General features: G+C 43.0%; 11 protein-coding genes and 2 pseudogenes. 7 read left to right on the top strand and 6 right to left on the bottom strand.

Features of this window, described 5'->3' with window-relative positions; genetic code table 11:
* The first annotated feature begins 30 nt into the window (after nucleotides 1-30).
* Nucleotides 31-474 carry a lytic transglycosylase domain-containing protein gene (locus LMH68_RS22860; RefSeq protein WP_029203697.1) on the top strand — a complete coding sequence of 148 codons (444 nt, stop codon included), beginning with the start codon at nucleotides 31-33 and terminating at the stop codon, nucleotides 472-474.
* A gap of 568 nt (nucleotides 475-1,042) precedes the next feature.
* Nucleotides 1,043-1,402, top strand: a complete 360-nt coding sequence (locus tag LMH68_RS22865; protein WP_016800120.1) for a hypothetical protein — start codon at nucleotides 1,043-1,045, stop codon at nucleotides 1,400-1,402.
* A gap of 17 nt (nucleotides 1,403-1,419) precedes the next feature.
* On the opposite strand, the gene traI is transcribed toward LMH68_RS22865, so the two are convergent.
* Complete coding sequence (gene traI / locus LMH68_RS22870) at nucleotides 1,420-7,197, bottom strand: conjugative transfer relaxase/helicase TraI (protein ID WP_229648120.1); 5,778 nt, start codon at nucleotides 7,195-7,197, stop codon at nucleotides 1,420-1,422.
* A gap of 72 nt (nucleotides 7,198-7,269) precedes the next feature.
* The gene (locus LMH68_RS22875) at nucleotides 7,270-8,793 is read right to left on the bottom strand and encodes a hypothetical protein (RefSeq protein WP_102533714.1); all 1,524 of its coding nucleotides are present in this window, start codon (nucleotides 8,791-8,793) and stop codon (nucleotides 7,270-7,272) included.
* A 404-nt stretch (nucleotides 8,794-9,197) separates the two neighbouring features.
* On the opposite strand from LMH68_RS22875, the pseudogene tnpA reads away from it, so the two are divergent.
* Nucleotides 9,198-9,400 (top strand): annotated as a pseudogene (gene tnpA, locus LMH68_RS22880) (IS200/IS605 family transposase); the annotation flags it as partial.
* Between the two features lie 139 nt (nucleotides 9,401-9,539).
* Here tnpA and LMH68_RS22885 read toward each other — a convergent pair.
* Nucleotides 9,540-11,798, bottom strand: coding sequence for an endo-beta-N-acetylglucosaminidase (locus LMH68_RS22885; RefSeq protein ID WP_102428832.1), 2,259 nt, complete (start codon nucleotides 11,796-11,798; stop codon nucleotides 9,540-9,542).
* 192 nt (nucleotides 11,799-11,990) lie between these two features.
* Nucleotides 11,991-14,090 (bottom strand): type IV conjugative transfer system coupling protein TraD, encoded by a 2,100-nt coding sequence (gene traD / locus LMH68_RS22890; protein WP_102561054.1) that lies wholly within the window; start codon nucleotides 14,088-14,090, stop codon nucleotides 11,991-11,993.
* Nucleotides 14,091-14,650: 560 nt separating this feature from the next.
* Here traD and LMH68_RS22895 point away from each other — a divergent pair.
* The 4 genes from LMH68_RS22895 to LMH68_RS22910 all read left to right on the top strand — a co-directional run bounded on the left by LMH68_RS22895 (nucleotide 14,651) and on the right by LMH68_RS22910 (nucleotide 17,327).
* Nucleotides 14,651-14,908, top strand: a complete 258-nt coding sequence (locus tag LMH68_RS22895; RefSeq protein ID WP_016800114.1) for a helix-turn-helix domain-containing protein — start codon at nucleotides 14,651-14,653, stop codon at nucleotides 14,906-14,908.
* 375 nt (nucleotides 14,909-15,283) lie between these two features.
* Nucleotides 15,284-15,922, top strand: coding sequence for a hypothetical protein (locus tag LMH68_RS22900; RefSeq protein ID WP_017101949.1), 639 nt, complete (start codon nucleotides 15,284-15,286; stop codon nucleotides 15,920-15,922).
* A 383-nt stretch (nucleotides 15,923-16,305) separates the two neighbouring features.
* Nucleotides 16,306-16,758, top strand: coding sequence for a helix-turn-helix domain-containing protein (locus LMH68_RS22905; protein WP_048667525.1), 453 nt, complete (start codon nucleotides 16,306-16,308; stop codon nucleotides 16,756-16,758).
* Nucleotides 16,758-17,327, top strand: coding sequence for a PIN domain-containing protein (locus LMH68_RS22910; protein ID WP_017098631.1), 570 nt, complete (start codon nucleotides 16,758-16,760; stop codon nucleotides 17,325-17,327). The genes LMH68_RS22905 and LMH68_RS22910 overlap by 1 nt, the downstream gene beginning before the upstream one ends.
* Nucleotides 17,328-17,619: 292 nt before the next feature.
* Here the strand turns inward: LMH68_RS22910 and LMH68_RS22915 are convergent.
* Nucleotides 17,620-17,829, bottom strand: a pseudogene (locus LMH68_RS22915) (Lrp/AsnC family transcriptional regulator); the annotation flags it as partial.
* 54 nt (nucleotides 17,830-17,883) lie between these two features.
* Complete coding sequence (gene tssM / locus LMH68_RS22920) at nucleotides 17,884-21,276, bottom strand: type VI secretion system membrane subunit TssM (RefSeq protein ID WP_372147295.1); 3,393 nt, start codon at nucleotides 21,274-21,276, stop codon at nucleotides 17,884-17,886.
* Nucleotides 21,277-21,282: the final 6 nt, after the last annotated feature.

Here is a 21,282-nt window from a genome sequence, read left to right on the forward strand (position 1 = left end):
GGGTTTGTGGCTGATAGGTGGCTTTTTATGATGAAACCATTACTTTACCTTTCTTTGCTATCGCCGTGTTTCGGTTGGGCTTTTTGCTTTGATGAGGCAGGGAGATTTTATAATGTCGATCCACAGCTTTTAAAATCCATTGCAACGGTAGAGAGCAGCCTAAAACCGAATGCGTATAATGAAAATAAAAACAAAACCGGTCAAGTGATCAGTCGTGATTTTGGATTGATGCAAATTAATTCCCATTGGTTTGATCGACTATCCGAATTTAATGTGAATGAAACAAGCATCTATAACCCTTGTTTTAATGTTCATCTTGGCGCGTGGGTATTAAGTTCTAATTTTTCTAGTCATGGTTATAACTGGAACAGCGTCGGCGCTTATAATGCGGGTTTTTCAAAACGCACCGAGAACGCCAGAAAAATATACATCCAAAAAGTCCAATCGGTTTATTTTAAGATGAACGTTCAATAAAAGGCTTTGCACCATAACGGTGCAATGTCTTTGGCTTTTCCTCTCGCTTTCTTCCTTCAATTTCCAGATCCCCGCATCCCTCGTTCGTCAGATTCATTCGCCACCTGGTCGGCTTTTGTCTTTCGCTGTCAGTTTTTCCCGTCGCTTTGATTAAGGAACTCAGATCATTCGTTCTGAGTTGTTGGTTAGTTGAGTTGGTGACCACACACCACGCTAAATCGAAAACGATTTAAATGGTTGTCTGCTTTAAACATAAAGACAATACAATCAATAACTTATGATATAAATAGAAGAGTGAATATTTTGGGGGGGAAATTTTCAAAATTTCAACTAATTAGCCGCTGAAATCCAATGTAGATTTACATCATAAATGCATCAATTGTACTTAATCCCTTTTCGAGAAAGGTCTGAGAGCTTGTTTAAAGTGGAAGTGATGTACTAGTGATTTATTAGCAATTAACTCGATGTTTTTAATGATAAATAGTGAGCTTTTTTGCAAGCATGTGATTTAATTGTAATGTAGGTAAAGTGTTGTTTAGAGGGAAATCTAAGAAAGGATGGTGGGATTATGGCGAAAGCTTTTTCTGTACAGAGTTACATTCGGGGTGAATTGGAGCAAGATTTTAAGGTGTTCAGAGACAGAGAAAAGTTAGGTGATGCGGAAGCCGTCAGGCAACTTCTCACGCTGGCATTGAGGATCAAACTGAACGATAAGGAAGATGAGCGGCCGTCTAACCGCGAGTTGATGGAAGAGATGTATCGACGGATCAGGATGATCCAAGGGACGGGTAATTTAACCCACACACAAAGTTTTGATGGTGTCGCGTTCCATGAAAATAAAAAAGATGCAGTAGAAATGCGTAATTTGGTTTCCGCTGATGTGGATAAAAAAGTGGATGCTTATCTTGCAGGCGAAAAAAAAGGGTAGCAGCAGCTACCCTCTTATTATCGCTCTAACTCTCTGTCGATTTCTCTGTCTTCCCAATGTCTCTCTTTCTCTGATTGATTAAATTCCATCTCTTGTTGAGGTGAATATTCTTTTGGCTCAAAGTGGTCGAATGATTGGCTGTCGAGTTCTGTTTTCTCATTATAGTTGAAGGTGTCTAATTCCCTCTCCTGATGAGACGTGTGCGGCTCACTTAATTCAAGGTTATGTGCACTGTTATCTCGCTCTAGTTTATCAATGCACGATTTGATGTCCTCTTTAAGGTTATCATTTGACATGAATTGGATGTCTCGGCCATTAAAGTTCTCGACGATTTTTTCAATGTTGTTCGGGTTTAAATCGTGATTGCCATGATTTAATACAATAATGATGTTCTGTCTTAGTTCATCGGTAGAGATGTTTTGAATGTCGTTCTTATGATTGAGGTTAATAATATCAATCTGTCCTTGGGTTTGGTCTCGAATTAGAAACGATTGTTCAATCGATGTGCTGATGATGGTGGTGTTTAAATTCTCCCCTTGATGGAATCTTGTTAATTGTTTGGATTTCGTCCCTAGGGTTCTTGGGTTAATGTCTAGGGAGGTATCTTTATTTCCTTGAGTGTCTAAATAGGTCACTTCAATGGCTTTGGTTTCGCCTTCTTTATTGTGGATGTTGGTTAGCATTGCAGGGTGAAGGGATCTATCTTCGGATGAATAGACCGCCGGGTGGAATTTTACATGGTTGTTTTCAATGTTATTGACACCGAGCTTGTTTAAGTACGTTTGGGCCAGTGTGTTATCCATCGGTAAGCTTTGATTGATATAATCCTTAGCCCGTTCTTCAAACTGCGCAATATGCCTTGGGGTGGTGCTCAGTAATTTGTCGTGTTTACTGTTTTCCTCCAGTTGATATTTTTCCGGTTCGTTGATCATCTTGTGCGCTTCATTCATCGCGGCTTTATAATTCATTTCCTTATGACTCATGATTAGGTTAATCAATGCGCCTTTTTCGCCTGTGGTGTAGTCTTTGAAATACCCGCGATGCTCTCCAGTTAAGGTGACTTTAATGGCCGATTTTCCAATACCAAAGGTTAAATAATCCCGGTCTGATTTGGATTGATTCGGCTGGCCTAATAACTGAATGGCGAGGCTTTCGGTGTATTTTGGTAGCTGCGTATTGATGTGCTCCCTAAATGTGTTGTAGTCAAAGTCACCGCTTTTATTTTGGAACCGGACGTCCTCATGAGGGAGTGCATTACGGTTAAAGTAGGTGGTGTCTTTGGGTGGAATTTGGTTGAGGGTTTCTATCGCACTGGCTTTATGGCTCTCTTTAGAAAGCCAGCTTTTGACCAATTGTTTTGTGTTGTCGGTATAGAGCCGAATGTGCTGACTGGCACGAGTCACATCGATACCGGCGCGTCTTAAGTTGGTCAGTGCGCCTTTGCTTTGTATCGCGCTAATGACGTGTTGATAGGTGGACCCTTGCGCCATGTCTGCGGTTCGACTGTAAGCGTAGTCCCAGTGCCCGTCTTTAAGCGCATTAGGGTTAAGGTTGAGTGTTTGTCCTGTCTTAGATTGAGCGATAACACGGTCTGTAGTCGCTTGCGTGATGCGGTACTCCACGTTGGCTTTGATACTGCGCTCTTTATCGGTAAAACGGGTGATGATTTTATCGCCCGTTGAGAGTGGTTTTTCTGACGTAGAGAACAGGGTGGTGAAGCGGTGGTCACGGTTGCGCGGTAAGAATGGCCTAGTCTTACCTGTCGCTGCGTCTTGAAGTGTCACCACGCCATGCTCTGAGTCAACGTGAGTGATTGTCGCGTACTCACCGGGTCTGGTGCTCAATATCAAGCCTTTTTGATACGGCATCATGGTAGTGAGCTCTTCACCCGTGGCGCCGATTGAGCGTAGCCGGGTTGCGACGACGTTCTCTTTGCCTAACTCACTCTGTTTCATCAAACCGACACGGATGTGTTCGGTGATGGTGTCTCGCTCCTGGTTGGTGTACGCGATAATCAGTGTGTTGTCTCGCGTTTCGGGGGTGCGCTCTAAATAGTCTTTGGCGACCATGTAGGGCAGCTTCTCTGTGGCGGTGAGCTGCGCTCTGCGTCGGTCTTTGTCGTTTTCATCCAACGTGGAAATGACATGTTGACTGTTGCTTTGAGTATCAGGGGCTTGCTGCTGGAGTTTATCTAGGGCGCTGAGTGGCTGTTTATCAATGGTGTTTTGCTGTGCATTGTGCAGGGTGTCATTTTGTGGACGTACCATATCGGTCATGTAAGCGGTATCGATGCGGCCTTGGCTTATGGCCAGCTCAAAGGGTTTACCGGCACTGAGTGATAAAAGCTGCTCTTTATCGCCCAATTTGGCTGTTTTGGACTGACTGTCATTGACCAGCTTTGTGAACTCATCGGCTTGCTTGTTGCTGACCATGGAGCTTTCATCGAGAAAGAACAAGGTGTGTTGATAGTCACTGGCTTCTCGATTGCCTTGTCGGATGTCAGAGAGCAAGCTTTCCAGGGTTTGCGCTTTCACGCCTTTGCTTTCGAGCTCTGCTACCGCTGCGTGAGTGGGCGCAAGACCGATGACGCTTTGCTCTGGCTGCTGGCTGGCTTCTTTGACTAACTGGATAAGTTCAATATTGGATTCAAGCATGGTGGACTTACCTGTACCGGCTAACCCTTGGATGGCCACAAAGCTGTCCTTGGTGGTTGAGATAAGGGTGATGGCGTCCTTTTGCCCTTGGGTTAAGCGAGGCTTGGTATCGAAAAAGTCTTGCACCTGCTTAGGCGTTGCAAAAGGTTGATGTTGGCCTTTACCATCATCGATGTTTTGTAAGATGCGCTTTTCAGTCTCCAGCGCGGCTTGCGTCGTCCAGCGTGTGCCGTCACTGTACTCTGCAGAGAGGGTGTTGCTGCGTTTATTCAGCTCTGTTTCAACCTGCTCTTTGGTAATAGAGCCTCCGGCTTCTTCAAAGGCGTAACGCACCGCTTCCACTACTAAGGCTTTTTGGCTAAAAGCCGCTTCTCGCTCTGAGAGGTGGTTCAGGGCAAAGCTGACCGCTTTTTCGATGAGTGGGGCGTTTTGCGCTTTGGCTAGTGCTGACAGTGCCTGACTGACATCCTGCTTTAGCAAATCTTGGGTGGCGTCGTTTAGGTAGCGGTCGTTGACGTTTTGCGTCTGCAGTACACGCTCAATGGCTGACGGGGAGACCTGCTCTTTTTCAAGTGCGCTTTGGGCTTTGTCTGGTTTGTCGGTGAAGATATCAAGGCGCTCTATTTTTTCAGTCAGGTCGCTTATCAGGGGCTTAGATAGGGTAAATGCTTTGCCTGACAGTAAAGTATGGGCTTTTGGCTCAATATGGTGGGCGCTATGAACGTAGTCGTATTGCAGCGGCGCGTCTTTTAGGCTCTCTAAGTTGACGCGCTGCGTTTCCCCTTTGCTCTCAAGCGTGAGGCTTTCTTTGTCAATGTGAGTGACAAGGTAGCTTTGGTTCGCGTCCAAGCCAGCAGGGAAGTGTTTGCCTAGCGTTTGAAGGCGTTCGCCTTGGGCGATATTGAGACTTTGCGGTTTATTGATTTGCATCTTCATGTGCTTAAAGGCGCGACTGGACGGGTCAAAGGTGTGTGATTGTCCATCGCGTTTGCTGAGTGCGGTCATGGTGTTGCTCTCTTTGTCGATACTGGCGATGACAAAACTCTGAGGTTTGTTTTTCTCCCAATGGGTGAGTGTCATGCCTGGTTTGTAGTGTTGAACGAGGGGTTGTTGCGCTTTAGAGAGGTGGTGAGGGGTTTGAGTGAATAGGGTGGTTTCGTGTCTGGCGAGGGCGCCGGTATTTTTGAGCTGGCCCCGTATCGCTTCGGTTAACCGCCGCTGCTCGACGCTGGAAGTGGCAATCACTTGCGTGTTGGCTTTATCGGGGAGGTCGGCGTACACCCGCGCTATCCTATCGGTATCATTGTCATGCAGTTTTACGTTGGTGTTGCTGGCTCGCTTGCCAACCCAAGAATGACTCTCCACATTGCCTTTTTGATACAGCGAGATAGCGTTATTGGCTTTAAATCCCTGACGGCTTGATACGCGGTTAAGCATCACCACTTTACTGCTCGATTGTTTGGCTTTATCGGTGAGGGCCAACAATTCATTGGCGCTCATCTTATTGGCGTCATCGATGAGCAAGACATCTTTATTGGTCAGCGGCGTATCGCTTTGCAATAAGCTGTGGGTGGTGTGGCGCTGCTCTTCTGAAAAGAGCTGACCAACCCAAGCGCTGAGTGTTTGACTTTTGCGCTGTACGCTCTCCATGCTATCAGCCTTGGCTTTCACGCTTTGGGAGACCAATTGGACACGTTTACCGCTGTGATTACCTACATTGAGTAGTTGCTGCGCAAGATCTTGTGATGAGCCATGCACATTGACCACGTGGAACTGTTTGGTGGAGTGGTACAGGTCGGTCAGTATACGCTGCTGGTTTTCAGAGATAGCGAGCTTGTTGAGCGTGCTGGATTCAACGTGGGTGCGCATGTGATGCGCACGACCTTGGGTGCTGTCGATAAGCGCTTGTTCGTTATCAATTAAGCCTTTGGTGGTGTATTGCCCTTTGTGACTGAGTCCTATCAAGTCGCCCTGCTTAATCATTTCATCCGCGACTTTTTTGATATCAAGGGCGTTGAGTTGCACGCCGCCTTTGGTGAACTCTGAGGCGGTGAGTTCAATGATTTTTTCAAGGTGTAACGCGGTGCTGTATTGCCCTAGATGGTCAATGGCTCTGCTGATGGCGGCTTTGGTTTCACCAAGTGGTGGGGTGTTTTGCGCTTCTTTTACTTGTTGCGCCATGGTGACAAGCTCTGCGGGTTCATACCCTTGGTCTTTTACGGTGCTTTGCCACTGTTTGTTGAGGTTGTCGTTACTCTGGTGGGTTTTGCTTTTACGAGTGTCGAGGGTCGCGACATCTCGCGCGGCGCGAGAGTCAAAGCCTAAATCGAGTGTGCGTTGATCAATTTGCTGTTTGCGAGTGGACGATGCATCAAGAATAGGCTGAGGGACACCGCTGATTTCGAACTGACCGTTGCCGACGCCTCGCGTGGAATAACCGAGGGTTTCTGCCTCCTTAGCTAATTGGCTCTGGTACAAGATACCGTAGTATTTTTGGAAGTTGTAGATGCGCTCGCCTGTGCCGTTAATGACGCCCCCTTTTTGTTTTAAGCTGGTTGATAAAGCGCGTAAATCCCCTTCTTGGTCTCGAGTCATGTTAGCTGCGAGAGCGTGCGAGTGCACTTGCATGTCGTTTTCACGGCTGGTCTTGTGGCGCACGACCGCAAATATCATCGAATCCGTATTTTCGTATTCTTGAACGCCTTTCTTATGAGTGACTTTGACTTGTGCAACGTCTTTTTCAAGCTCTGTTAAGGCGAACTTCACTGCGTTGTTATGCGCTTCTATTAGGCGGGTGTCCCCGCCAATAAGCGCGAGAACACTGATGGATTTAGGCGCAGAAAACGTCAGGTCGAAGCCTGATTTGTGTTTCCCCCTTTTCCCTTTAATAGTTTCATCACCAAGACTGCCTGAGAGGACCGATTCTAAGGTGGCTTGCTCTACGGGTTTGCCAGCCAGTCCCGCTTCGATGGCCAGCTTGCCATGCCAGAAGGTGTTTTCTTCTTGGTCTTTTTCTTTGAGGTAATAGTTATCACCGGCATCTTTTTCTAAAGAGACGTCAGGTAGGTCTTTGGGGGTTTCTTCGCTTAGGTAGTACTTTGCAGCGCCAGAAGCGGATTTAAGAGGGCTGATAGAAAGCATGACGGTGTTCCCTTGTGTAATGCCAATCACCAATGATGGCGATGAATTGAGTGGTGGGTGCTGTTACTGCGGTTACAAAATGATCCCAACACAAGCAAATGAATTGCTAGCGGTTAACGTTCTTTCTTCGTGAATGGTGACGCCATTTTCATCAATGTGAATGGACGTAATGCCCGCTTTAAATCGGTCTAACGCTATTATTTCTTCCTTGGTTAAATGCTTGCCATGAGTCAGGCATTCTAGACGGTTAAAGCTATATTCATCGGCGGCCATTGCTGGTTTCGAAGAATCAGAATGCTTCATGCACTCATTGCCATACAGCCAATCTTGAGCACACTCTATATTTGGCTCTAACTGGTAAGTCATATGATGGGTGACGCTTGAAAAAGAATGGGACCGGCTTGTCCATTTGTAGCTCACTTGAAAGCAATCAACCTCATCGGGAATGACGGCATACCAACCTCGACTTTTGGGGGAGGTATCTAAATAAACAGACACGTAGCGTTTGTTTGGCCAAAAGCGCTTTGTTTTTGGATTGCCGTTTGGTTTAGCCCAGTCGGGTCCTATAAATTCAAAATGAATGTCTGTTACCTTGTTGCTGGTAAGCTCAGGTGTCAGAAATATTCTGGGCGTAAATTGCAGGTATCGTTCTTTGGGATACAGAGGTAAGTTGATGTTGAGTTGGTGTTTAAGAGCGGAGCGGATCTCAGAGTGCGCTTGAGTGTAGCATTCTGACCATTCAAGATTTTTTGCCGCCTCAATGGGGGACATTCCACGTGAATATAAATAGATATAGGGTGTCCAATCTATTTTGATGTATCGGTATGGGATTTTTTTGATATGAGCTACAAACGCCTTAAACCATCCTTTCCATTCAGAGTCATATTCGTTGGTCATTTTTCCATTTAAATAATTGAAACCTTTTTGTGTAAAAGATACGCATGTTTGCGTGTCGTTGAATTCTAGATACCCCTCTGAAACCAGTTGTCCTAAGATGTCCCTTACTAACATGCCAGAGCGCGGGTAAACATCTAATGAGCGCTTTTTTACTTGTGGCTTACTCAAGTTAATTCGCTTTTCTTTCACGTGCTCTAAATAGTGATTATTTATAGGGGCCACTTGGTGATTTTTGGTGGTAGGCCAGAGCCAATCTAAAAGGTCGGAAGCATAAACAGTATTGGGACCTAGTTCTAATGTATAGGACGTCGGGGCTTTGGGTAAGGGTGGAAGATCACCTTCCTTGCCGTTCATGGCGTTTCGCTCTTCGGGAGTTAAGTTCCTTAGAATGACACAGGCAAATCCTTCAATGTTGTCGATGTGCTCTCCTAGACTTACCCTCACGCTCTGAATAAAAGGGATAATGGACACTTGGTTAAATACAATGTTATGGGCTGAGACGTGGTGCGTTACTGTCTGCGCTTTTAAGTCGTCCCAGTCGCTATAACCTATCGCTTGAGCACAAATCGATAACCATGTGTTTTTTTTAATTGGGCTGTTTGAAATAATTTCAGCATCGGTAAGTTGATTGAGAATAGTGTGTAATTGTTTTTTTAATATCGGTAAATGGTCAGAATTCAAGATGGTCTTACTTGACATGGTAATTCCTTGATAAATGAACGTAAAAAAGCCTTGCAATGGCAAGGCTTGGGACGGGGGTTGAGTGATTAATCGTGATGATAAGGCTCTAGGGTGTAACCTCTATGTTGCGTAAGCTGGATTAGTGAGTACAAGGGGTCACCAGTCGTTGCCGTCGAGCATATCGAGAACAAAGAGTGATTCGGGTTGTTTTTCAGGGGACATATCATGGTGGGTGTTTTAGTTTTTTAATCGCGCACTGTGTTGACGTTTGTGTCGGAATCTTGGTTTCATTGGTGCTCTCCATTGAGGGAAACAACGTGAGGCAAGAGTGGGTGAGGCTCTCCAAGTAGTACTAGCGTTGGAAATTTAAGTTATTAAAATGCAGTGTTTTGATCGTTCCATTCTGCAAATTTTCCCTATTAGTCTTGTTATCATATCCGCCAAAGTTGTCAATTAGCGTGATGGTGAATAACCTCAAATCCATATCATCAAGAATGCTTAGATTGCAGGATACCCACCTAACAAGGCAAAGCAAAAGCGCTGCTTATGGTCGCGATATTACTTTGCTTGTACAGCAGGAGGGGCAACAATAGAAACTCTTAAAGCATATGTAGAAAGCCAATAACACCTAACACCAGATTAAGCCGCTATCGCGACTGACGCCTTATATCCCCGCCCGATCGAGCGAGGATATAAGGCGAAATTGCTAACCTTATTGGGATCCCTTAAATTTCAATTTAAAGTCCTTCTTGACCCTAAAAAAATTATTCACGAATACGTATAGATAAGGTTCTGTTATCATCATAATCAGATGATAAACCAAGAGAATCATTGCTCCTATAACCAGTACATTCCAAATTTTGTTGATTATCGGTAAGGCAATAAGAAAACTCATAGCCGGGTAGGAGCAGCTTTATTGAAGAGATCCCTCCCCTAAAAATATCAGGGAAGTTCTCATTCGTCCCTGTCAGCAAAGGATATTGAGGTCCATGTAACTGAAGGTCCATGTAAGCGAGGCCTATAACATTATTCAAATCACGCTTTTCAATAACAAAAGAGCGATAAGAGTCATTTCTTAAATCACCAAAATAATTACTATCAGCATAGTAGATATCACATGTGCCCCCTAGGTTAGATTGAAGGCAAGCTTTCACTTGATATTGTTTATCGTGCAACCTAAGAGAAGAACTAGTAATACCTACATCCCCTAGCTCTGAAGCATTGTAAACATGGTTAAGCTGGAGCATTTCAAACAATGGAGGCTGTTGGTCTCGATGAGCAAAGAGTGTCGCTAAAGTTAATTGCGGTTGGTCAATTATCTTAACCCCACGTGTGACGTCATTGTCAGAGGCAGCTACGAGTTTTACCGTACCAGTATAGGGAAATTGACAACTGTCTTCCGTCCTTGTATTACAAAGGAGTACTTTTTTCCCTGGAGGCACAACCAAAGATGAAATTGATCGATAGAATGCCCTGTCGTAAATGTCAGTTGTATCATAGAATGCGTTAGTTCGATCAAGAGTCAACTTTTGGCCTTGAAAGTACTGATCAGTATAGAAAACAACATTTTCTGGGTATAGTTCAAGCGGACCAACCTCAAGATGGACAATAGAATCGTTCATTTCTTCGCCCACAAAATCAAGATCCAGCCCCCATACAGTCAAACAATTTGAATAATCAGTACTTTTACATAAGCGAACGTAACTTTTTGGCCCTACCTTAATCGACGAAATCTCTCCTATAGCATTTATCTCTTCAGCAGAAGACCTTCCGTAATTAAGATGGGTCAAGGATCCTTGAAAATTAATATCCTGATAGGCAAGAACAGGAAAACGTTCTAGCTGGGCATCTGTACTCCGCTTCTTAGTATATTGAGAAACACCATTCCAATTATACTCCTCTGATTCTTTACGCTCATCGTTACCCAACATTCCTTCCCAATATTGCTTGGCGACTTGTTCCGCATTGTTTCGGGCACCTACTTTTATAGTATACTTAGTTGTCTGATCTAACTGCCCCCAATAAGAAGCATTGGGAAACATAAGATATTGCTTATTTGAATTGAACTTAGCAGGATTTCTGATCTCGTTTAAAGCTTCTGCACCATATTCACTAATGAGATAATAATCGACTTCATTACTATGAGGAGATGCTTTCATTCTTGGTTCTATAAAGCCATTTGGAGTAATATCGGCGTCTGATATCCAACCACTATAGCCCTCTGAACCAATATATTTTATAAATTCTATATTTTTTTCTTGTTGTAATGTAGTAATCCTACTGTCACTTAGCGCTGAATCAATTTGATTAATACAGGTTTCTCGCTGTTGCTCCCCAGAAAAACTTTCAACATTTAAAAACCATCCTTCAAAATTCAGTCCGTCAGCCAATTCAATGAGCTTTGTCATCAAACTGACTGTCCCTAAATCTCGACAATCTTGAAAATTTCCTCCATGGGAGAGACTAGGCAAAAAGACGCTGCCATAAATCTTGACTCCTTTCACATGAGCTTCTTCAATCCATTGAGGGTCAGGGGCTAAAATTGTGCCTTCTTGAGAGCTTCCTCCCCAAAAGACCATTCCTTCAAGATAATCCCAATAATCAAATCGAACACGGTCAGGGCTAGTGATAGCGTCAGGAATTCTTTCTAATGTAGCCCTAGGACGGACTAGGGCGGTATAACGATGATTTAGCTTGTTTAAGGCAGTATCTGGATCTAGACGATCTTCTATTCTAGCCCAATGATAAACCCAAGGTTGAATAACCCCATCAACGAGAATACCAGTCTGTCTTTCTTTCGTATTTTTACTCAAGTAATCTTCATCACTCAAGATGTCATTTACAGTTAGATCCTTCAAGGAAGGAGCTGACGAGGTTGCATTATTTGGCTTATTGATAAACCAAGTGTAGGTTTTTTTCCCTTGGGCATAGGTTTGTGAACTAAAAATTAACCCTCCGATAAAAAAGATGAAAACACTCTTTATCCAAGTTCCCCATTGACGTCGTTCTCTTTGCTTTTCCATATAAAGACCTCTCTATAATTTACCCTGTACTCTGACTGAGGTTAGATTTAAGGTGGTTTATGATTTATAGAAAATATAATTACCCCTATTTAGTAGACGCCTTAAAAATAATCTTATATATTAAATTATTCATTATTTATATAAATTGCTCTTCTATCATCTCATGGTAATATTTAGCTATTTTCCCTTTCATCATTCAGATATATCGTCCATCCCGATATCTTGAGATATCGCCGACTCTTCGAGATCTTGTTGAGCGCGCTTTTGATAGTGACCGTCTGATTTGAGATTTTCTGCATCATCATTGACAAGATTTTTGACCGTTTTGCTTTGCGTGGCTTCTTTGATTTGGGCTGTCTCGAGCTTCATCTCTTCTGCAGTGTCAAATTGCTCTGATTGGCGGGTTGAGAGAGCATTACGCTCTTCTTCACTAAGGAAAAGCCCTGGAGCAACACACTCACAGTAAACGGCTTCTTGGTATGCTTTAATCATCGCTGGAGATAGGGTGTGTTCACGTTTGATAAAGGCTGGTGTCACATCTCGCATCTTATCAAAGTGCAACTCTAATTGAGTGATAAAGCTGCTTCCTGGTACGCGAAGGTAACATTGTAAATCATCCATGGCTTGGATTTCACTGCTAGAGACAACAGGGCGGGTGACGGTTTGGTGACCAATCGATACCCCATCACGCAACGCATTTGCACCGTAAGAAATGTTCTCTCTTGAGACGTCCACCTCTTGCTCACCCAAATCTTTGGATGAGATTTGCGCCATCTGCGCTGATGGGGCGCGAAAGTAAAAGCGAGAGTTGAGTAAATCAAAAATAACGTCCGCGGTATTTTTTCCGTAGGTTTTCACGAGCTGCGCATAAGACTGGAGACCAATCACATAACAGCCCCCAAACTTACGCACTTCTGAAATGATGTTATCCAGCTCAGGCAGTTTATGCAGACTAGGCATCTCATCCATAATCACCCAGATACGGCGGTCTTCATCGGCTTTGAGTCCCAAAATAGCGTTAGAGGCAATGGCAAGCCAAGTTGAAATTAAAGGACGCAGTGAAGCGTGTTGCTGCGCGTTACTGGATAAGAATAAAAAGCCTTTTTGTTTATCATCTTGTACCCAAGCGGTGATGGAAAACGGCTTGCGTTTGGGTTGACCTTGACCGTCTTTTTCATCCAGTCCATCTAAAAAGCGCAGACTCTTAATGTAAGTGGCCAAAACGGACTTAATCGAGATGGCGGTCTTTTTGATGTCCTTGGAGACTAGGGAAGCAGACTCTGTGCCTTGCAGGAAGTTACCCAACGCTTCGAGCTCTGAGGTTAAAATTAGGCTGAGCAATCGAGCGGTCGAGCAGGGCTTATTATCTTTACTCATGCGATACGCCGCACTAGAAAAGATAGTCCGTGCGGAATCAACCCAGAACGGATCACCTTCACCATGTTGCGGGATAAGCGCGTTCGCAATGTTTTCAAAATCAGGGGCATCCTTAGCATCACACCAGACATCCCAATTGGCGCAGCGTTCATCGAAGGGGTTGAGTAAGGTATCTTGGCTAGGGTCAAAGAACTTACTGGTAAAGGTGCAGCCTTTATCATAAATAATGGCTTTATCCCCACGTTTACGTATCCAGCGCAGGAGTTTACGAAGCATGACGGATTTACCTGCCCCTGTGGTGCCGTCGATGAGCATATGCTGAACTTCAAACTCACGCTTAAACAAGGCCAGCCCATCCACTTTGAAATCAGAAATCCGTCCGTTGCCTACACCCTGTCTTTTGAGTTTCTTTGCCCGTTTTTTCAAATCATTTGTGAGCACTTTGGGTTCTGCGTATTGAAAGCCTCGAACGTGGAAATCTTCACTTTGCTTTTCGCCTTGTCGTTTAAAGAAACTCATGGCGAGCATCAAAATAGCGAAGGCAATACAGATGGCAATTAAGAAGTTGATTTGTGCTTGGCGAATGACGTCATCATAAAGGCTGATGAGTTGGGTATTTTCCAGTTGGGAGGCGAGCGTGCCAACGTAGCGTTTTCCACTCCAGAACGTCGTGACTTCGCTGTTAAGATTGTGCCCAAAGCTGGCATAGATATGATTGCGCCAGTAGTAGAACACAGACCAAAAGGCGTTATCGGGCGCGCGTAGCCAGGTAAGAACGCCAGTGAGCGCTATCACCGACCAAATGGCGGCGTAGACTAAGGTATTGTTGACTTGAAAGAACATCCGAATGGAGTGAAAAGTAATTTGTCCGCCACGGGTAAAGTGGTTGCCGGACGCGCGTTTAGGTCTAGGCATCGTGGTTCCTTGAGAGTGAAATGCAGTGCTTTTTTAGGTAATTACCTGCGTATGCAGATGAGCTGGCCAACAATTGAACGGTTGTTGGCTAATGGTATTGCGGTGTAGGGCTCTGATATGAAAAAAATTTACGCATGCCGAAGGTAAGTCACGGATGTTCACCTCTCCGACGGGGTGGGGGTCTAGAGCCCCGACATGCTGGCAAAACTTGGGTGGTTTATTTCCTTGCGCTGATAATCCTCACGGTCTCGAATGTGGTCAGCGTTATGCTCGAAACCTTCAAAGCAATCCTGATTACTCTTTTTAAGAAGAAAAGCGAAATTGGTCTCTGTGTAATAGAGATGGTGAGCTTTATGTTGATGATGGGCATCACCGGACAGGGATTGGTCGAGTGTTTTTAGAAACGAATGGCTTTGAGCTTATGATTAAAAATGTCCTCGTTGCTTATTGCGCTGGACAGTTATCCATCGTATTCGTATTTTCCCGCGTCGGCTGATTTCAAGGCGATTTCATGGTAAATTTGTCAGAATGATAAAGTTCCTTAATGACCTTCAACTTCTATGAATGACCAACTAACCCCAATCAACAAAGACCATTTAAAAAAACTTATCCGAGCAGAACTGGAACCGACATGGTTTGATAAACAATCAGTTAGCCCTGATATGTCTTGGGTGACTCCTGCTGTGTTTGAAATATTGTTTACTGAGTTGATAACTCATACGCGCGGTAATCAGTCTAAGGCTGCTAGGGTTTTAGGGATTAACAGAGGTAATTTCACCAAAAAGTTAAATCAGATCACAACTCGTGAATTTGGATAGGATGAGAGCTTATAAGTAGGTATCCGCCTATTGGTACCCTAACGAGGGTGCAGAGATTAACCAACCCCCATGACCTCTCAAGAAATCAATGGTAGTTGCTCTAATTTTCGCTTCAAGGAGCACTGGCGGTAATCTACTCCAATTGCAAAGTAACCATCATTGGGCTCTTTTAGAAGTCAACGAATATACCCGCCTCTTAGTGTCGCGATAAGTTTTATAATTGGCGCTTTTTACTTCAATTTGAAAACAATTATCGGCATTTTTAGGTGATTTCGATCTATTTGGTACCATGAGCATAAACTCAACCGACGAAGGTTTTAGACAGGTTACGCCCCAACTTTGTGGATAACTGCTTTAATTTGTTATAAAAAAATAATGTTAGGTTGGAATTTAACGAAGCAAGCAAAACGGAAGGCCAAATTAACCATGGAAAAGATAATTCACTACGATATTCTCAAGGTTAAAGTTAGAAGCGATAAAGAAAGCACTCGACTGACCAGCCAATGGGATCAGGTTCTACAAATCTGTCGTGACAAACCACTCGGAGAGATCGCGAGAGCAAGATTAGCGTTTAACCTTGTCGATTACATCACAAGTGAAGATCTACCTTTTCGCTTATTCATCACACGCGCACCACAAGCTATGGCCACCATAGGCGAGGAAACACGAGTGTATAAAGAGCATCGAGTTATTAATGGTAAACAAAGCGGAATGATTTACGCCAAAAGCGAACAAATGTTACCAAGAGAAATCCACTATACGAATGAGTTTGTGGCAACCCGCTACGTTGCTGGGACAAAAACACCACTCTCTGCCACCTCCCTCGTTGATTGCCTCAAGGCTGGAGATGTCATAACACCACTCGATGGCATCTTGTTTTTAGGCTGTAAACGAATCGCCAGTGATATAGCACGTCTTAAAAAAATCGAACCCACCATGAACATCGAAATGAAACGTATCGAAGTATCAGACAACTTCACAGGCACAACAAGAAAGATGGCAAGTTACGAATGAATAACGAGGCGTAAACGATTGCCGCATGCTTTAACATGACAGATATAACTGAAACTAATCTTCGGACAATTCCGAGTTATGAATCATAGAACACTCTGACCTTTCGAATTACTTCTAATATTATAATCATTCAGCTAGCCTACATCTGGCTGACCAATTCCTCTCATACACTACATATTGAAGTACTATGATTAAAGATAGTTAAGCATGCGTTGATAGACCTTGAACTAGGCCGCCTATGAGCACTAAGTCCAACGATAATGTGACACTCTCTTTCTTTCGAATATTTCGAATGTTGACTTTTTTCGAATATTTCGGATAATGTCATGGTGAGAAGATTTGTATACCATGACATCAGAAACTAAAAACTAGAGAGAAACACGATGAATACTGCTACAAAATTGCCAAGCGCTGAAGAAATGGCACTGGCTAAGCTTGGTAGCCAAGAGTTGTCAGCCGTTATAGAAATTAATGGTGAAGCTCAAAGGATTAACGTTGTCGATAAGTCTGGTAAGACTCACGAAGTAACTATTCCAGCAAGCGCATTAAATATGATGATCGAGATGCTTACTCAATTAGGTCAAGGCAACTCTGTTAGCATCACACCTATTCATGCGGAACTCACAACGCAAGAAGGTGCTGATATGCTAAACATGTCTCGTCCTACTTTCATTAAGCTTCTTGATTCAGGTGATATTCCGTTTAGCCGTACTGGCAACCGTAGAAAGGTAGCTTATACTGATCTTATGGAGTACAAGAACTGCCTAGAAGAGAACAGACTAGCTGCTCTTGCTGAACTATCTGCATTAGACCAAGAAATGGATATGGGATATTAATGGCGTCATATACGGTAATTCTAGACGCATGTGTAATGTACCCAGCTCCACTCCGAAGCTACCTAATGTACTTGGCCAATACTGGCCTGTTTAGAGCGCGATGGACAGAACAGATACATGATGAATGGACTCGAAATCTACTGAAAAATAGGCCAGAGCTAAATGCAGAACAACTGCAAAGAACTCGACAGTTAATGAACGCAAATGTTCCAGACTGCTTGATTGAAGGGTATGAGTCTTTAATTGATGGCCTTACTTTACCCGATGTTGATGATAGACATGTTGTAGCTGCCGCCATTAAAGGTCAGGCTGAGTCTATCATTACGTTCAACCTAAAAGACTTTCCTTCTTGCGAACTCGAGCCTTTAGGTCTAACAGCAATACATCCAGACGAGTTCCTGTGCGATATGTTCGAATTGGACAGTAGCGCATGCGTTAAGGCTGCTCAGCAACAAAGAGCTTCATTAAAAAGGCCACCAATGAGCCAAGATGAGTTCTTAGCTTGCTTACAAAAGCAGAGACTCCCAAGCTTCATCTCACACTTAAAGAGCTTCAAATTGATGCTTTAACTTTGAATTAGTAGATTTTAAACTAGGCCGCTGATTGCGGCCTTTTTGTATACACTCATTCGCGTCTGAAATGTGTTTACTATTTAGCTGTACTCTCCCCGATATTTAAGAGAGCATCATTCGATGTTCTCTTATCTTTTTAACACTTTTGGCATATAAGAAAAAGTACGGTGATTTCAGTAGCGTGATCTGCTACTGAGTAATTACGTTAACGCAGAAAAGGGCACTTTCGAGTTAGAAAGTGCCATAGGTAAAAATTCAGCCTGTGAAGGTTTTGGACAAAACCGGTGTTTCTCCCGTCATTTTCTACTCTTATTTGTGCCGTATACCCTTTGATAATACCGGTTTTTTCAAGTCTGTTGATGCGTTCAGCGACTGCTGTTCGCGACAAGCCGATGTTGCGAGAAAGATTAGCAATCGATTCTCGCCCATTGGAGAGTAGATTCGAAAGAATTTTACGATCTAGTTTGTCTAAGCCTTGTAAACTAATGTTGGACATCATGTGTTCTGCCTTTTCTGAATTATTATTGTATTTGTATTTGTATTTGTATTTTTACTATATGGCTTCGGGTAGAGTGAAGTTATACAGCTCCGCTAACGTAAACGGGTTTTTCTGAGTCAAAGGAGTGATTCGCAAGCTCAGATCTCTGCCTGATACTTTTATATCACTCACGAAGCTACCGTTATGGGTATTTGTTAACGTTGAGTCACCAAATAACCGATAGATAGCCCATTGACCATTCTTGCTCAGTACATGTTGTTTACCTTCGTCTGTTACATCTTGAATTGTTATACTGATATTGAAATCTCCATTTTGAGGAGGCCACTCAAGTTCACGAATTCTGCTGGGACCATGGTAATAGTTGATATTTGAGTCCGCTATTTTTAAGCTTGCTCTGATCGCACTCGAATCCAGATCAAGTACCTTCGCACTAAATGGAAGGTACAAACGGTTTGTACTCTTGTTGATTAGTGTATCTCTGATGACATTGTAATTTCTTAACTGAACAAGTAGTTCTGGTGAGAGAGGCATAATTTCACCTTCTACTTGTTTTGGCGTCCATAGGTTTGTGTCATAAAAAGGAGCGAAATTTTTATCGATAAATGCATCAAGCAAGCCTCCCGATGCGAAAAGCAGCTCAAAGTCTTCGATCGAAATTTCTTCTGTTGCACTTAGATCAAAAGGGTACCTTCCTAAACCTAACTCTTTGAACTTAGAATAGATCTCACTATACCAAAGAGTCTGTATTCCTTTTGATGATTCAGAAATCATCACGGACCAGCTCTGGTTAACTACGTCTAAAAGCCAACTTCTTACTGGCTCAGGAGATTTTTGTGCAATTTGTTTTAAACGAATCAGAGGATCGGCATCCGTACTACTCATCCGGTGTTGTGCTGCAGACAACGCTGCCATTTGAGGGGCCGGTGCGTCTGCTATATCTTTCATATACGTACGAACTCTGCTCAGTGCAGTTATCGTTTCATCCCATGGTGTAGGGGAGTTAGGGGTTTCGTTAATTTGTAATTGATTCAAGATGTGGAAAGCTTGTTCAACTCTTTTCATTAATAAGTAGTCAGGCTTTACAAGTTCTTCAACGAGTTCTGGTGCTGCATTTACGGCACCAGCAAGTTTAGGGTTAACCTGGGCCATTAATGCATTCTGTTGTCCAACCGGGGAAAACTGAGTGTTTGTATAAACTTGTTTTAGAACGGTTGTCATAGGAGAAGAGGGACCAGAGATCAGATCAATGGCGTTAGTAATCTCCCCTATATTGTTATAACGCTTTACTTTTAGTTCGCTTAAAGCATTTCGCCAATAACTGATGTAGTCATCCGTATATTTTTTTCTTACTTGCTTCTTGAATGTCTCTTGTTCTTTGTCTGTTGGGATTACGTGGTTTGACAAACCCAATACCCAGTTGTCGGTGATGACTTGTTGCGACATTAAATCGACGCGAGGGCGGTAAAACGTACTGAAGCCTGTAGATGTGTAAACTTTATCGATTTCTAATCGTTGAGGATCCAAGTTGTCGTTGAAGACATTATTAAAGTCGAAACCGACTGCTCGCTGTAAATTCAAAGTGCCTAAATCAATGTCACCTGCTTGTTGTAACAAGCTGGCGTACACAAGATCTACATTTGAACTAGAGAGTAGAGAACGTCTTGTCGCACGCACCATATTCATGTTGATCGATACAGGTTCAAAATCAGTGCGGAAATATGCGTCCAAATATTTCATCACTGTCGTGATCGTGTCTGGTTGATCACTGAGTTTTTGGAGCGTTGACATCGTTTGCTGACGTAGAAATTTTATCTCGCGTTTTGTAGGATCATTCAACATTAAGTAACCTTTTAGTAAAGGCAGTGCATTATTAACGTTGTCTTGATTTTGTGTTAGTTGCAAACGATAACCTTGCTCAATTACTGGCATTAAGTGGTTTCTAATTTGCATTATGAGGGCGTTATAAGCGATTTTCGTACTTTCATCGAGACGACTTACATTCATATTCACAAGTTCATTATCTAGCGCTTGTGAGCCACTAAGCCATGCTTGATAAGATGGTTGTACAGTTTGGATCGCACTTGAAAGAGAACTTTCAAAAGAATTGCCTTTTGGGTAAGACGATTGTGAATCATCTATACCAATAAGCTGACTAATCACTCTCAGGTTGTCATCTAAAGTCGTTGAAAACAGGTAAGCACCACTACCTAGTAAAATAATGGAAGCTGCAACGGCTAGACGGCTCTGCCTCTGGATCATCCTAAGGTAAGTCTTGTTTTCACCTGCGAAATCAGATTCAGGCAGGATCTGAGAGTCCATTAAGAAACGCGTAAAATAGGGCGTTTCTGTTAACTGAGTATGTTCCGACGCAATGATCGGCAAGTTAAAGTAGTTGCTGCAACTCTTAGCTAATAGGTTGTATTTTCTACCACCTTGGATATTCGATATAAAAAACACTTCACGGATATCAAGAGAATAAGACCCAGTATTGAGTTCTGAAAGTCGTTCTATCACAGAAGCAATTTCAGACTGACACAATTCGAATTGTTTAGGGAATGCTAATATGGCTTGCTTCTCGTTAACTTCATTAGAGTGAGACGACGAATCTAACGCATTGCTCTCCATTACTTTTACTAAATTACGGAAGCTATCATGGTAGTACTCAACAAATACACCTTTAGCTTCCTTTAATGGAATTGATAGAAATTCAACCGAGGTCTTTAAAGAACTAAAGTGTATGTATTCCTTAAATCCTTCTAGCTTGTCGAGCTTAGACATCATTAAATATAAAGGGATCGCTGAAGATGTTTTTTCACTTACTGATTCTAATCGATGGTTAAGCGCGGTTAACGTGTAATCGATTTGTTCGGTTTCAGAGACAATTAGAAATTCAAAATCGATAAAAAACAAGCAACCAGAAAATGGCTTTCTAGGCTTGTGTTTAATGACCTCATCTACAAATGTGTTCCACAGAGCGCTATCGTTACTTGATACTTCTTGAAACAATAGGCGTTGATCCGGTTTGATATACACGGCGGAGTCTGACTCATACCATTCGAAAAAATCATTCTTTGCAGTACGAGTCTGATCCATTGGCTTGATTGCACTGGAGTTAAGTAGAAACTGAGTTCGACCCGCGTATTTATTGCCAATCATTAAATAGATTGACTTTTTATTGGAACCAGAAAGAAGCGGACGGATGACCATGGCTAATGCTTCTTCTTCTGTTTCCAGCTTTAGGGCTTTAGTGTTGTTTTTCTTTTTTAGCCACAACGTTACCTGAAACAACGAATAGAAAATTGTTATAGCACCTAAAGCAATCCATAGGTAAAACTTGTCTGTTATATCTAGCCAAAGGATATAGATTGCAGCGATCGTAGCAGCAAGAAAGAGGAAAATGGCCGTTGATATAACAACAGGGTTCCTCATTAGTTTGTGTTTTAACATAAGCCT

The sequence above is a fragment of the Vibrio sp. F13 genome, assembly GCF_020806305.2.
Taxonomy (GTDB): domain Bacteria; phylum Pseudomonadota; class Gammaproteobacteria; order Enterobacterales; family Vibrionaceae; genus Vibrio; species Vibrio crassostreae_C.

Excerpts from the sequence above, each read along its gene's own strand:
- LMH68_RS22860 (WP_029203697.1), top strand. The coding sequence starts at position 31 with ATGAAACCATTACTTTACCTTTCTTTGCTATCGCCGTGTTTCGGTTGG.
- LMH68_RS22865 (WP_016800120.1), top strand. The coding sequence starts at position 1,043 with ATGGCGAAAGCTTTTTCTGTACAGAGTTACATTCGGGGTGAATTGGAG.
- traI (WP_229648120.1), bottom strand. The coding sequence starts at position 7,197 with ATGCTTTCTATCAGCCCTCTTAAATCCGCTTCTGGCGCTGCAAAGTAC.
- LMH68_RS22875 (WP_102533714.1), bottom strand. The coding sequence starts at position 8,793 with ATGTCAAGTAAGACCATCTTGAATTCTGACCATTTACCGATATTAAAA.
- LMH68_RS22885 (WP_102428832.1), bottom strand. The coding sequence starts at position 11,798 with ATGGAAAAGCAAAGAGAACGACGTCAATGGGGAACTTGGATAAAGAGT.
- traD (WP_102561054.1), bottom strand. The coding sequence starts at position 14,090 with ATGCCTAGACCTAAACGCGCGTCCGGCAACCACTTTACCCGTGGCGGA.
- LMH68_RS22895 (WP_016800114.1), top strand. The coding sequence starts at position 14,651 with ATGAATGACCAACTAACCCCAATCAACAAAGACCATTTAAAAAAACTT.
- LMH68_RS22900 (WP_017101949.1), top strand. The coding sequence starts at position 15,284 with ATGTTAGGTTGGAATTTAACGAAGCAAGCAAAACGGAAGGCCAAATTA.
- LMH68_RS22905 (WP_048667525.1), top strand. The coding sequence starts at position 16,306 with ATGAATACTGCTACAAAATTGCCAAGCGCTGAAGAAATGGCACTGGCT.
- LMH68_RS22910 (WP_017098631.1), top strand. The coding sequence starts at position 16,758 with ATGGCGTCATATACGGTAATTCTAGACGCATGTGTAATGTACCCAGCT.
- tssM (WP_372147295.1), bottom strand. The coding sequence starts at position 21,276 with ATGTTAAAACACAAACTAATGAGGAACCCTGTTGTTATATCAACGGCC.